At 73.1% G+C, this 12,940-nt stretch carries 12 protein-coding genes; 4 read left to right on the top strand and 8 right to left on the bottom strand.

The features are described 5' to 3' along the window. Positions 1 to 2 precede the first annotated feature (2 nt). From QNO09_RS10020 to QNO09_RS09995, 6 genes are all read right to left on the bottom strand, one after another. Positions 3 to 1,439, bottom strand: coding sequence for a lysine N(6)-hydroxylase/L-ornithine N(5)-oxygenase family protein (locus QNO09_RS10020; RefSeq protein WP_283969833.1), 1,437 nt, complete (start codon positions 1,437 to 1,439; stop codon positions 3 to 5). A gap of 44 nt (positions 1,440 to 1,483) precedes the next feature. Then, positions 1,484 to 2,884: a pyridoxal phosphate-dependent decarboxylase family protein gene (locus QNO09_RS10015; RefSeq protein ID WP_283969742.1), complete on the bottom strand. Its 1,401-nt coding sequence runs from the start codon at positions 2,882 to 2,884 to the stop codon at positions 1,484 to 1,486. A 197-nt stretch (positions 2,885 to 3,081) separates the two neighbouring features. Further along, positions 3,082 to 5,574, bottom strand: coding sequence for an aminopeptidase N (pepN, locus tag QNO09_RS10010; protein ID WP_283969741.1), 2,493 nt, complete (start codon positions 5,572 to 5,574; stop codon positions 3,082 to 3,084). Between the two features lie 67 nt (positions 5,575 to 5,641). Continuing rightward, a complete protein-coding gene (locus QNO09_RS10005; RefSeq protein WP_283969740.1) occupies positions 5,642 to 6,193 on the bottom strand; it encodes a response regulator in 552 nt (183 codons plus the stop codon). Positions 6,194 to 6,330: 137 nt separating this feature from the next. Further along, on the bottom strand, positions 6,331 to 6,681 hold the full coding sequence (locus QNO09_RS10000; protein ID WP_283969739.1) for a chorismate mutase: 351 nt from the start codon (positions 6,679 to 6,681) through the stop codon (positions 6,331 to 6,333). A 20-nt stretch (positions 6,682 to 6,701) separates the two neighbouring features. Beyond that, on the bottom strand, positions 6,702 to 7,178 hold the full coding sequence (locus QNO09_RS09995; RefSeq protein WP_283969738.1) for a GNAT family N-acetyltransferase: 477 nt from the start codon (positions 7,176 to 7,178) through the stop codon (positions 6,702 to 6,704). Positions 7,179 to 7,298: 120 nt separating this feature from the next. Between QNO09_RS09995 and QNO09_RS09990 the strand changes: the two genes are divergently transcribed. After that, the gene (locus QNO09_RS09990) at positions 7,299 to 8,186 is read left to right on the top strand and encodes a hypothetical protein (protein WP_283969737.1); all 888 of its coding nucleotides are present in this window, start codon (positions 7,299 to 7,301) and stop codon (positions 8,184 to 8,186) included. A 249-nt stretch (positions 8,187 to 8,435) separates the two neighbouring features. On the opposite strand, the gene QNO09_RS09985 is transcribed toward QNO09_RS09990, so the two are convergent. Together QNO09_RS09985 and QNO09_RS09980 are read right to left on the bottom strand one after the other, a co-directional pair. Continuing rightward, positions 8,436 to 9,341, bottom strand: a complete 906-nt coding sequence (locus QNO09_RS09985) for an SDR family oxidoreductase (protein WP_283969736.1) — start codon at positions 9,339 to 9,341, stop codon at positions 8,436 to 8,438. Position 9,342: 1 nt separating this feature from the next. Continuing rightward, the gene (locus tag QNO09_RS09980) at positions 9,343 to 10,101 is read right to left on the bottom strand and encodes an SDR family oxidoreductase (RefSeq protein ID WP_283969735.1); all 759 of its coding nucleotides are present in this window, start codon (positions 10,099 to 10,101) and stop codon (positions 9,343 to 9,345) included. A 55-nt stretch (positions 10,102 to 10,156) separates the two neighbouring features. Here QNO09_RS09980 and QNO09_RS09975 point away from each other — a divergent pair, with 55 nt between their 5' ends. Genes QNO09_RS09975 through QNO09_RS09965 form a run of 3 tightly spaced genes read left to right on the top strand, consistent with a single transcriptional unit; the run spans position 10,157 to position 12,458 of the window. Beyond that, complete coding sequence (locus QNO09_RS09975) at positions 10,157 to 10,909, top strand: enoyl-CoA hydratase family protein (RefSeq protein ID WP_283969734.1); 753 nt, start codon at positions 10,157 to 10,159, stop codon at positions 10,907 to 10,909. After that, positions 10,906 to 11,742, top strand: a complete 837-nt coding sequence (locus QNO09_RS09970; protein WP_283969733.1) for a CoA transferase subunit A — start codon at positions 10,906 to 10,908, stop codon at positions 11,740 to 11,742. The genes QNO09_RS09975 and QNO09_RS09970 overlap by 4 nt, the downstream gene beginning before the upstream one ends. Next, the gene (locus tag QNO09_RS09965; protein WP_283969732.1) at positions 11,739 to 12,458 is read left to right on the top strand and encodes a CoA-transferase subunit beta; all 720 of its coding nucleotides are present in this window, start codon (positions 11,739 to 11,741) and stop codon (positions 12,456 to 12,458) included. The genes QNO09_RS09970 and QNO09_RS09965 overlap by 4 nt, the downstream gene beginning before the upstream one ends. Positions 12,459 to 12,940 lie beyond the last annotated feature (482 nt).

The raw sequence follows: 12,940 nt of genomic DNA, 5'->3' as shown, positions 1-12,940 counted from the left end.
GCTCACCTTCGGTCGTCGACCAGCGGCGTCAGTGCCGGTGCCTCGCGGGGCGGCGGGACGTGCCTGCGCTGGGTGAGGCCGAAGGTGGTGAAGGCGGTGCGGGCGGGGAGTGCGTAGGCCTCCTCGCCCGTCAGGGAGTTGAGGATGATCGCGCTGCGCCAGGCGGCGAGGCCGAGGTCGGGGGCGCCGACACCGTGGGTGTGGGTCTCGGCGTTCTGGACGTACACCGTGCCGGTGACGGACGGGTCGAGGACGAGCCGGTACTCCTCGTCGACGCGCGGCCGTTCCCGGTTGTCGCGGCGCATGTAGGGGTCGAGGCCGGCGAGGATCCGGTCGAGGGGGCGTTCGCGGTAGCCGGTGGCGAGGACGACGGCGTCGGTGGTGAGGCGGGAGCGGCTGTCCTGCCGGCCGTGTTCCAGGTGCAGTTCCACCTGGGTCGTGGCGACGCGGCCGGCGGTGCGGACGCGGACGCCGGGGGTGAGGACGGCGTCGGGCCAGCCGCCGTGCAGGCTGCGGCGGTAGAGCTCGTCGTGGATGGCGGCGACGGTGGCGGCGTCGATGCCCTTGTGGAGCTGCCACTGTCCGTCGACGAGCCGGTCGCGGGCGGACTCGGGCAGGGCGTGGAAGTAGCGGGTGTGGTCGGGGGTGAATTGTTCCAGGCCGAGCTTGGAGTACTCCATGGGGGCGAAGGCCTCGGTGCGGCCCAGCCAGTGCAGCTTCTCCTGTCCGGCCGGCCTGCCCCGCAGCAGGTCGAGGAAGACCTCGGCGCCGGACTGTCCGATGCCCACGATCGTGACGTGCCCGGCGGCGAGGAGGGCGGCGCGGTGGTCGAGGTAGTCGGCGGCGTGCACGACGGGCACGCCGGGGGCCTCGACGAGGGGTTTGAGGGGATCGGGGACGTAGGGCTCGGTGCCGATGCCGAGGACGACGTCGTGGGTGTAGGTCCGGCCGAGGGCCTCGGCTTCTCCGTCGGCGTCGAGCTGGGTGAAGTCGACCTCGAAGAGGTCGCGTTCGGGGTTCCAGTGGACGGCGTCGACCTGGTGGCCGAAGTGGAGCCCCGGGAGGTTCTCGCAGACCCAGCGGCAGTAGGCGTCGTACTCGGCGCGCTGGATGTGGAAGCGCTCGGCGAAGTAGAAGGGGAAGAGCCGCTCGCGGGTCCGGAGGTAGTTGAGGAAGGTCCAGGGGCTGGTGGGGTCGGCGAGGGACACCAGGTCGGCGAGGAACGGCACCTGGATGGTGGCGCCCTCGATGAGTAGGCCGGGGTGCCAGGCGAAGGCGGGGCGCTGCTCGTAGAAGACGGTGTCGAGGCCGCCGAGGGGGTGGGCGAGCGCGGCGAGGGAGAGGTTGGCGGGTCCGACTCCGATGCCGACGAGGTCGCGGGGGGCGTCGGGGTCGGGGTGCGGCGGGGTGTCGGGGCCGGGGGTCGGCGCGGGGTTCATCAGGGGGTTCATCGAGGGGTTCATCGGGGGGTTCATCGGGGGGTTCATCGGGGGGTGTGTCCTTCCACGAGTGTCGCTCGGCTCGCTGCCGCGAGGCGCAGCAGGGCGGCCAGGTCGTCGGGCCCGGTGGCGGGGTTGAGGAGGGTGGCCTTGAGCCAGAGCCGGCCGTCGAGGCGGGCCCGGCCGAGGACGGCGCGGCCGGCGGTGAGCAGTGAGCGGCGTACGGCGGCCACGGTGGCGTCGGTGGCGTCCGCGGGCCGGAACAGCACCGTGCTGATGACGGGCGGGGCGTGCAGTTCGAAGCCGGGGTGTTCGGCGACGAGTGCGGCGAAGTCGCGGGCGCGGGCGCAGACCTGGTCGACGAGTGCGCCGAGTCCTTCGCGCCCCAGGGTCTTGAGGGTGACGGCGAGTTTGAGGACGTCGGGGCGGCGGGTGGTGCGCAGGGACCGGCCGAGCAGGTCGGGCAGCCCGGCCTCGGTGTCGTCGGCGGCGTTGAGGTAGTCGGCGCGCTGTCCCAGGGCGGCGAGGTCGCGGGCGTCCCGGACGGCGAGGAGGCCCGCGGCGACCGGCTGCCAGCCGAGTTTGTGCAGGTCGAGGGTGACGGTGTCGGCGGCGTCGAGTCCGGTGAGCCGTGGGCGGTGCCGGTCGCTGAAGAGGAGGCCTCCGCCGTAGGCGGCGTCCACGTGCAGGCGGGCGCCGTGGGTGGTGCAGCGGGCGGCGATCTCGGGCAGCGGGTCGATGTATCCGGCGTCGGTGGTGCCGGCGGTGGCGGCGACGAGCACGGGGCCGGGCTGTGCGGTGAGGGCGTCGTCGAGTGCGGAGGGGTCGAGCGTCCCGCGCGGGGTGGGTACGACGACGGAGTCGGGCAGCCCGAGCAGCCAGGCGGCGCGGGGCAGGGAGTGGTGGGCGTTGGCCCCGCACACGAGTCGGACGGTTCCGCCGTGGGCTTCTCGGGCGAGGAGCAGGGCGAGCTGGTTGGATTCGGTGCCGCCGGTGGTGATGAGGGAGTCGGGGGCGGTGGGCTGCCCGGTTCCGTGGATCTGCCGGGACAGTGCCTGTGCGACCAGTTGCTCCAGTGCCGATGCCCCGGGCGCCTGGTCCCAGGAGTCCAGGGACGGGTTGAGGGCGGTGGCGGCGAGGTCGGCGGCCGCGGCGACGGCGAGTGGGGGGCAGTGCAGGTGGGCGGCGCACCGGGGGTGGGCGGGGTCGGCGGCGGTCTCGGTGAAGGCGTGGACCAGGGTGCGCAGGGCGTGCGGGTCGCCCTGGTCCGGGAGGATGTCGCCGGCCGCCTGCCGGATCCGGGCGGTGACCGCCTGCGGGCCGCCTGCCGGGAGCGGTCCGCCCCGCGCCCGGGCACCGGTGTCCAGCGCTCGGAGGACGGTGTCGAGCATCGGCCGCAGGGCGCGGGGGCCTTCTGGTCCTGAGGCGAGGGGCGGGTGGCTCATGGGGCTGTCCTCCGGGGCGCGGGGCGGCGCGCCCGAAGGGACCAACGACCCAACCCGGGTGGAGGTACCTCCGCGACGGAAAACCGGTCGGGTCGGGTGCCCCTCGGAGGCTCAGTCCTTGAAGTCGGTAAGGGCGGCCGGTCCGTCGTATCGGTGGAAGAGGTCGGCCGCCCCGTGAGTGCCCTACATCGCCGGTCCTAGTTCTCCTGGCCGCCCTGGACCCGCAACGCCCGTGTCAGGTCGTCGAGTTGGTCGACGAGCTTGCGGCGCAGGGCGGGGATCGGGTCGGCGTCGCGCAGGCATTCCCGGCCGAGGCGGAGGGTGTCGGCGTCGACGGCGTGCGCGGGGAAGGCCCAGCGGCCGGCCGCGTCGGCGATGGCGGGGCCGCGGCGGTCGGCGACGGCGACCGCGTCGGCGTAGTAGCGCTCGACGTAGGCGCGTACCAGGTCGGCCTGTTCGGGCTGCCAGAAGCCCCGGGCGGTGGCGGTGAAGAGGTAGTTGGACAGGTCGTCCGAGCCGAACATCGCCTGCCAGGCGCGGGCCTTGGTCTCCGGGTCGGGCAGGGCGGCCCGGCAGCGGGCGGCGCCCTCCCGGCCGGTGGCGCTCGGGTCGCGTTCCAGTTCGGCGGCGATGGCGGCCTCGTCGGTCGCGCCGAGGACGGCGAGCCGGGCGAGGACGCGCCAGCGCAGTTCGGGGTCGAGTTCGGGGCCGCCGGGGACGGTGCCGTCGGCGAGCCACGCGGCGATGGTGTCGGGGTGGGCGGCCACGTCGATGCGGTGGCGTACGGCGATCAGGCGCAGGCCGGGGTTGTCGCCGTCCTCGGTGCGGCGGATGAGGTCGCGGCACAGTTCGGAGAGGGTGGCGAGTGCGGCGGGCCGCTCCTCGGGGGTGAGGTAGCGGTCGGTGACGTACGTGGAGGCGAAGGCGAGCACGCCCTGGACGATGGCGAGGTCCGTCTCCAGCGGGAGGTGGGTCCTGGCGGTCTCCAGGTAGGCGCCGGGGGCGAGTTCGCCGTCGCGGACGGCGTCGCGCAGGGCGTTCCAGACGACCGCGCGGGTGAGCGGTTCGGGCAGGCCGGACAGGTCCTTGCGGACGGTCTCGAAGGACTCGGGGTCGAAGCGGACCTTGGCGTAGGTGAGGTCGCCGTCGTTGAGGAGGAGCAGCGCGGGGCGCTTGCCGATGGGGTGGGCGTCGGTCTGCGGGAGGTCCAGGTGGAGGCGTTCGCGCAGGACGAGCTGCCCGCCGTCGTCGCCGAGGTCCCGGTCGTAGAGGCCGGCGGCGATGCGGTGCGGGCGGTTGCCGGCGCGGTCGACGGTGAGGGCGCAGGTGCCGTGCTCGCCGGGGGCGATCCGCGGGGTGAGGGTGTCGACGCCGGTGGTGCGCAGCCAGGCGTCGGCCCAGGCGTGGACGTCGCGGTCGGTGGCGCCGGCGAGGTTGTCGATGAAGTCGGCGAGGGTGGCGTTGGCGAACTTGTGCCGGGCGAAGTGGGTGTTGATGCCGGCGAGGAAGTCCTTCTCGCCGAGCCAGGCGACCAGCTGTCGCAGCGCGCTGGCGCCCTTGGCGTAGGAGATGCCGTCGAAGTTGAGCAGCGCGGAGGCGGTGTCGTCGACGGCCTCCGGGGCGACGGGGTGGGTGGAGGGGCGCTGGTCGGCGTCGTAGCCCCAGGACTTGCGGGTGACGCCGAAGTCGGTCCAGGTGTCGCTGAAGCGGGTGGCTTCGGTGAGGGTCTGGTAACCCATGTACTCGGCGAAGGACTCGTTCAGCCAGATGTCGTCCCACCACTTGAGGGTGACGAGGTCGCCGAACCACATGTGGGCCATCTCGTGGGCGATGACCATGGCGCGGGTCTGGCGTTCGGTGTCGGTGACGGCGGAGCGGTAGACGAACTCGTCGCGGAAGGTGACCAGGCCGGGGTTCTCCATGGCGCCGGCGTTGAACTCGGGGACGAAGGCCTGGTCGTAGGAGTCGAACGGGTAGGGCTCGTCGAACTTCTCGTGGTAGCGGTCGAAGCAGGCGCGTGTGACGTCGAGGAGTTCGTCGCAGTCGGCGTCCAGGTGGGGGGCGAGGGAGCGGCGGCAGTGCAGTCCGAAGGGCAGGCCGCGGTGCTCGGTGCGCACGGAGTGCCAGGGACCGGCGGCGACGGCGACGAGGTAGGTGGAGATGAGCGGTGTGGGGGCCGCCTTCCATACGCCGTCGGTGTGTTCGGTGATGCCGTTGGCGAGGACGGTCCAGTCCTGCGGGGCTTGCACCGACAGCTCGAAGACGGCCTTCAGGTCGGGCTGGTCGAAGGCGGCGAAGACCCGCTGGACGTCGTCCATGAACAGCTGGGTGTAGACGTAGGTCTCGCCGTCGGTGGGGTCGGTGAAGCGGTGCATGCCCTCGCCGGTGCGGGAGTAGCGCATCCGCGCGTCCACGCGCAGTTCGTGCTCGCCGGCGGTGAGGTTCGGCAGGGCGAGCCGGTTGCCGTCCAGGGCTTCCGGGTCCAGGGGGTGTCCGTCGAGGGTGACGGAGCGCAGCTCGGCGGGCTTGAGCTCGACGAAGGTGTCCCCGTCCACGCGGGCAGCGAACCTGATCAGGGTGCGGGAGTCGAAGGTCTCGTCGCCGCCGGTCAGGTCGAGTTCGATCGTGTAGCGGTGGACATCGAGGAGCTCGGCTCGGGTCTGCGCTTCGTCGCGCGTCAGTACGGACATGCGAGACATGCTGCCTGATGGCGTCGGCATGGCACAGAGGCGGATCGGTACGTGCCCAATGTCCGGTCTAGGTGCGGTCCTTTTCGAGCTCTCCGGCGTGCGCCCCCATGGGCCGTTGTGTCGGCACGCGCGCGTCGGGATGGGGCAGGGCGGGGCGCGGGGGGTGTGCGGGTGTCTCGGTGTGCTCCCGCGCGAGGGCGCGCAGGCGGTGCACTTCGTGTTCCAGGGCGAGGTGGCGCCGGTGGGTGTCGAAGAGGTAGCGGACCTTGGTGCGCAGGGCCCAGGGGTCCACGGGCTTCAGAACGAGGTCGGCGACGCCGAGCCGGAAGGCGGTGGTGGTCAGTTCGTGGTCGGCGCCGAAGCCGGTGAGCAGGATCACGGGGATGTGCTGGGTCTGCTCGACGCGTCGCATGTAGCGCACGACCTCCAGTCCGCTGACGCCGGGCATGCGCACGTCGAGCAGGAGCAGGCCGACGTGGCCGCGAAGCACCTGTTTGAGTGCCTCGTCGCCGCTGGTGGCCCGGTCGAGCCGGTAGCCCAGCGGGGCCAGCGCGCTCTCCAGCGCGTACAGCGTGTCCTCGTGGTCGTCGACGATGAGGATCCTGGTATCCGACGGCATGGCCCGACGCCCCTCCCTCGTGGAGGACCAGAGTAGTCCGGGACACTGACGCGTAGTGCTCATCGGTTGACATGCTGTGCACAGCGCAGCATGCACCCGGCGGGCCGCCGTGTCACTCCCCGGGGCGCGCGGGGGGGTCAGTTGCCGCCGGTGGTGGTGCCGTTGAGCGTCTGGTCCGCGATGCGCTCGTGGTGGCGGATGACCTCGCCGACGATGAAGTTCAGGAACTTCTCGGCGAAGGCCGGGTCCAGCTTGGCGTTCTCGGCGAGGGCGCGCAGCCGGGCGATCTGGCGGGCCTCGCGAGCCGGGTCGGCGGGCGGCAGCTGGTGCTCTGCCTTGAGGTGGCCGACCTGCTGGGTGCACTTGAAGCGCTCGGCGAGCATGTGGACGACGGCCGCGTCGATGTTGTCGATGCTGTCGCGCAGCCGGGTGAGCTCTTCGCGGACGGCGGGGTCGACGTCGCGGGAACCGGTGTCGCTGGTGGTCATGGTTCGTCAGCCTACGGGGATCACGCCGGGTGGCCGCCGGCCGTCTCATCCTTCGGCGGCGAGAGCCGCTGGTGGAAGTAGACGTCCTCGTGACCGCCGGGGACGCCCTGGATGCGGGCCCGTTCCCGGAAACCGAGCTTCGGGTAGAAGCCGGGGGCCTGGAAGCTGTACGTGGAGACGATCATGTCGGTGCAGCCGCGCCGGGCGGCCTCGGCCTGCGCGGCGTCCATCAGCCGGCCGCCCCAGCCGGCGTGCCGCCGGTCCGCGCGCACCCAGAGCATGTCCACGGAGCACAGGGTGCCCCAGGTCCAGGCGGTGAGCCCGCCGATCAGTGTGCCGGACGCGTCGGTGACGCGGACGGAGAGGGGCTCGGTGACGGCGCCGTCGGCGGCGGCGGTGTTGAAGGCGGTCAGCTCCTCGTCGAGCCGTGTCTCGAGGTCGTCGTCCCGGCCGCCCACCCGGAGCGAGGCGGCGATGGTGTGCTGTTCGCTGGTCACGGTCCGGATTCTGCCGGAGGCGCCGGGTGGCTCCGGCGGGTTCTCGCCAGGGCACGGGCCCGCGGTGGGTCGCTTCCTCGTACAGTGGAACCGGGTTCCGGGGCGTCTTGGGGGTGAGGCGTGGCGAACGACGGGCCGGTCGAGCACGGCTACCCGCATCTGGAGACGGTGCGGGCCGCCGTCACAGCGCTGTACAGGCGGTTGTCGTACGACACCGTGCGGACGTTCGCGACCAGTGTGGTCCCCGCCGACGTGGCGTTCTGCGACACCGACGACCTGTATCCGGGGGTGCAGCGGGTGGCGCGGGAGCTGGTGCGGCACTACCGGCTGCCGGACGCCCGGCTGATCGTGAGCTTCCGGGAGATGCGGCACGCGGCGAACGTCGAGCTCGCGGCCGGGCCGGAGTACTTCGTGGAGCTGAACGACCGGTTCCGTACGCATCGGCGGGACATCGGGGCGGCCTTGGCGCACGAGGTGATGCACGTGTATCTGCACCGGCTGGACCTGTCGTTCCCGGGCGTGCGGGACAACGAGATCCTCACGGACACGGCGACGACGTACCTGGGGGCGGGGTGGCTGCTGCTGGACGCGTACCGGGAGGACGGGGCGTCGTCGCAGAAGCTGGGGTATCTCACGCCGGAGGAGTTCGGGTACGTGCTGGCCAAGCGGGCGCTGGCCTTCGGGGAGGACCCGTCGGTGTGGTTCACCAGCGCGCAGGCGTACACGGCGTACGAGAAGGGGATGGAGCTGGCCCGCCGTGACGGGCGGGAGCCGCCGTTGACGGCGGCGGGGTGGGCGGGGCGGCGCCGGTACGCCCGGGACCGGCGGCAGGCCCCGGAGGGTCCGCCGCCGCCGGGGGTGCGGTACGCGTTCTCACCCGACGGGGGCGGGCGGTTGCGGGTGTCGTTTCCCTGCCCGACGTGTCATCAGCGGATCAGGGTGCCGGTGCGGGGTCGGATCCGGGCGCGGTGCGCGTTGTGCCGGAGCGTCCTGGAGTGCGACACGTGAACGTCCCTGGGGCCTGTCGTTCGGATCGGGTCGCGGGGAGCACCTCGTCGTCCACGACCCGGCGAACGACCCGGCGAACGACCCGGCCGGCAGCACCATCGGCGGTGGCCTCCGGTGCCGGTGAGCGGGGCCTGGTGGGTGCGGGTGCGGGGCGGTGAGGGAGTCGACGCGGAGCGTCGGTGACCGACGACGGCGCCGCGGATGCGTGGGGCGGGCCCCGCGTCCGCGGCCCGATGCGAACGACAGGTCTCAGGTGCCGTACACCGGCCCGGGTTCGGACGCCTCCGCCAGGAGTTTCCGGGTCTGCTCCCCCGCCTCGGCCGGGCTCCAGCGCCCGCCCTTGTCCGCGCTCGGTCCCGCCCTCCATCCGTCCATGACCGTGATCCGGCCGCCCTCCGCCTCGAAGACCCGGCCCGTCACGCCGGTGCTCGCCGCCGAGCCCAGCCAGACGACGAGGGGGGAGACGTTTTCGGGGGCCATCGCGTCGAAGCCCGAGCCGGGGGCGGTCATGGTGTCGGCGAAGGCGCGTTCCGTCATCCGGGTGCGGGCGGCGGGGGCGATGGCGTTGACCTGGACGCCGTAGCGACGCAGTTCGGCCGCCGCGACCAGGGTCAGGGCGATGATGCCGGCCTTGGCGGCGCTGTAGTTGCCCTGTCCGACCGAGCCCAGCAGTCCGGCTCCGCTGCCGGTGTTGACGATCCGGGCCTCGGGCCGGCGGCCCGCCTTGGCCTCGCGGCGCCAGTGCGCGGCCGCGTGCCGCAGGGGCAGGAAGTGGCCTTTGAGGTGGACGCGCACGACGGCGTCGAAGTCGTCCTCGTCGAGGTTGACCAGCATCCGGTCGCGCAGGAAGCCCGCGTTGTTGACGAGGGTGTCGAGCCGGCCGTACGTCTGCAGGGCCGTGCGGACCAGCGAGGCGGCGCCCTCGGTCGTGGCGATGTCGCCGCCGTGCGCCACCGCCTCGCCGCCCGCCGCGCGGATCTCCTGCACGACCCGGGCGGCGGGACCGTCGGGTCCGGGGGTGCCGTCGAGGCCCACTCCGAGGTCGTTGACGACCAGCCGTGCCCCCTCGGCGGCGAACGCGAGGGCGTGGGCCCGGCCGAGCCCGCGGCCCGCGCCCGTGACGACGACGACCCGGCCCGCGCAGATTCCGCTCATGTCAGCTCTCCTTGTCCGCGGTGGGCGGGGGGCCGGCGCCGGCCGCGTCCAGGAACGCCGGCCGTTCCCCGCCCCCGTGCACCTGAAGGCTCGCTCCGCTGATGTACGCGGCGGCGTCGGACGCCAGGAACACCGCCGCGCGGCCCACGTCGGACGGTTCGGCGAGACGGCCGAGCGGGACCGTGCGGGCGACGGCGGCGATGCCGTCCCGGTCGCCGTAGTGGAGGTGGGACCGTTCGGTGCGGACCATGCCCACGACGAGGGTGTTGACACGGATCTCGGGCGCCCACTCCACGGCCATGGAGCGGGCGAGGTTCTCCAGGCCCGCCTTGGCGGCGCCGTAGGCGGCGGTGCCGGGCGAGGGGCGTCCGCCGCTGACACTGCCGATCATGACGATCGAGCCCTGGGAGTGCCGCAACCGGTCGTACGCGGCGAGGGACACGGTCAGCGGCGCGAGCAGGTTGAGCTGCACCACGCGCGCGTGCCGTTCCGGTCCGGCCTCGGTGAGCAGCCGGTGGGGTGCGCCGCCCGCGTTGTTGACGAGCACGTCCAGCCGGGGGAGGCGGGCGAACAGGCGCCCGGCGGCGTCGGTGTCCCGAACGTCCAGCGGTACGAACTCGGTACCGGGGAGCGGGACGTCCGGTGGCCGGCGGGCGCAGACCACGACCTCGGCGCCCGCCCGTACGAAGGCACGCGCGATGCCGGCGCCGACGCCCCGGGTCCCGCCGGTGACGACGGCGACCTTCCCGTCCAGCTCCATGCGCTGCTACCTTTCGACCTAACAAACGTTTGGTGGAAAGGTAGCTGATGCGGCCATGGGTGTCTCCACCTCGTGCGGGGAAAAGGGCATCGCCGTCGTCACGGTCGACTTCCCGCCGGTGAACGCCCTGCCGGTGGCGGGCTGGTTCGCCCTGGCCGACGCGGTGCGCGCGGCCGGACGCGACCCGGAGGTCCGGTGCGTGGTGCTGGCCGCCGAGGGGCGCGGGTTCAACGCGGGTGTGGACATCAAGGAGCTGCGGGCGGACGACCGGGAGCACAGCGCGCTGCTCGGTGTGAACAGCGGCTGCGCGCAGGCGTTCGCGGCGGTCTACGAGTGCGAGGTGCCGGTCGTGGCGGCGGTGCAGGGCTTCTGTCTGGGCGGCGGCGTCGGCCTGGTGGGGAACGCGGACGCGATCGTGGCGAGCGAGGACGCGGTGTTCGGACTGCCCGAGCTGGACCGCGGCGCGCTCGGCGCGGCCACACATCTGGCCCGGCTGGTCCCCCAGCACCTGATGCGGGCGCTGTACTACACGGCGCGTACGGCGAGCGCGGCCGACCTGCACGCGCACGGGTCGGTCTGGCGGGTGGTACCGCGCGGCGCACTGCGCTCCGCCGCCCTGGAACTGGCGCGCGAGATCGCCGCGAAGGACGGCCGGCTGCTCCGCCTGGCCAAGGCCGCGCTCAACGGCATCGATCCCGTGGACGTGCGCCGCAGCTACCGCTTCGAGCAGGGCTTCACCTTCGAGGCGGGTCTCAGCGGGGTGGGCGCGCGAGTGCGCGACCGGTTCGGGCAGGAGGGAGCGCGATGAGGGACAAGACGATGTCGGCGGACGAGGCCGTGTCCCGGCTGTCCAGCGGCATGACCCTCGGCATCGGCGGCTGGGGCTCGCGCCGCAAGCCGATGGCCCTGGTGAGAGCGCTGCTCAGGTCGCGGATCACCGACCTCACCCTCGTGTCGTACGGCGGCCCGGACGTGGGCATGCTGGCCGCGGCCGGGCGGATCCGGCGGCTGGTGACGGCCTTCGTCACCCTCGACTCGATCCCCCTGGAGCCGCACTACCGGGCGGCTCGTGAACGGGGTGCCTTCGCCCTGACGGAGATCGACGAGGCGATGTTCCTGTGGGGCCTGCGGGCGGCGGCGAACCGGCTGCCGTTCCTGCCGGTGCGGGCCGGGTTCGGCTCGGACGTGATGCGGGTCAACCCGGGGCTGCGGACGGTCACATCGCCGTACGAGGACGGGGAGACGTTCGTGGCCGTGCCCGCCCTGCGGCTGGACGCGGCCCTGGTGCACGTCAACCGCGCGGACCGCTCGGGCAACGGGCAGTACCTGGGGCCGGACCCGTACTTCGACGACCTGTTCTGCGCGGCCGCCGACACGGCGTACGTGAGCTGCGAGCGGATCGTCGGCACGGCCGAGCTGACGAAGCAGGGCCCGCCGCAGACCCTGCTGATCAAGCGGCACACGGTCACCGGTGTCGTCGAGTCCCCGAACGGGGCGCACTTCACCTCCTGCGCGCCCGACTACGGCCGGGACGAGGCCTTCCAGAAGCGGTACGCCACCACGTCCTGGCCCGCTTTCGAGGCCGGGTACCTCGGTGGGGACGAGCAGGCGTACCAGGCGGCCGTGCGGGAGGGCACATGACCGGGCCCACCCGCGCCGAGTACTGCGTGATCGCCTGCGCCGAGGCCTGGCGGGACGACGGCGAGGTGCTGGCGAGCCCCATGGGGCTGATCCCCTCGATCGGCGCCCGGCTGGCCCGGCTCACCTTCGCACCGGACCTGCTGCTGACCGACGGCGAGGCGATGCTCGTCCGCCCGGACGGGACACCCGAGGGCTGGCTGCCCTACCGCGAGCATCTGGCCTGGGTCACCGCGGGGCGGCGGCACGTGATGATGGGCGCGAGTCAGATCGACCGGTTCGGCAACCAGAACATCGCCTGCATCGGCGACTGGGAGCGGCCGAAGCGGCAGTTGCTCGGGGTGCGCGGCGCGCCGGTCAACACCCTGAACAATCCGACCAGTTACTGGATCCCGAGGCACTCCCGGCGGGTCTTCGTCGAGCGGGTCGACATGGTCTGCGGGGTCGGCTACGACCGGGCGGCCGGGGCGCGCTACCACCGGATCCCGCGGGTCGTCTCGGACCTGGGCGTCTTCGACTTCGCCACCCCCGACCGCTCGATGCGGCTGGCCTCGCTGCACCCGGGCGTCACGATGGAGCAGGTCAAGGAGGCGACGGGCTTCGAACTGACCGTGCCGGACGAGATCCCGGTGACCCGGGAGCCGACCGGTGAGGAGCTCCGCCTGATCCGCGAGGTCGTCGACCCGACGGGGGCCCGGACCTTGGAGGTCGCCGCGTGAGGGGGGGCGGCGCTCACCCTGCTGACCGATGCCCACGAGGCCGCCGACCCGACCAGGACCCGAACCGAGAAGGCCACCACATGAGAGGGACGGCCCTCACCCCGCTGACCGATGCCCACGAGGCCGCCGACCCGACCAGGACCCGAACCGAGAAGGCCACCACATGAGAGGGACAGCCCCCACCCCGCTGCCCCATGCCCACGAGGCCGCCGACCCGACCAGGACCCGAACCGAGAAGGCCACCACATGAGAGGGACAGCCCCCACCCCGCTGCCCCATGCCCACGAGGCCGCCGACCCGACCAGGACCCGAACCGAGAAGGCCACCACATGAGAGGGACAGCCCCCACCCCGCTGCCCCATGCCCACGAGGCCGCCGACCCGACCAGGACCCGAACCGAGAAGGCCACCACATGAGAGGGACAGCCCCCACCCCGCTGCCCCATGCCCACGAGGCCGCCGACCCGACCAGGACCCGAACCG

This window comes from Streptomyces sp. 378 (assembly GCF_030124145.1).
Classification (GTDB): domain Bacteria; phylum Actinomycetota; class Actinomycetes; order Streptomycetales; family Streptomycetaceae; genus Streptomyces.
The sequence above is the reverse complement of the archived record's forward strand: the minus strand, read 5'-3'. Positions and strand labels throughout refer to the sequence as shown.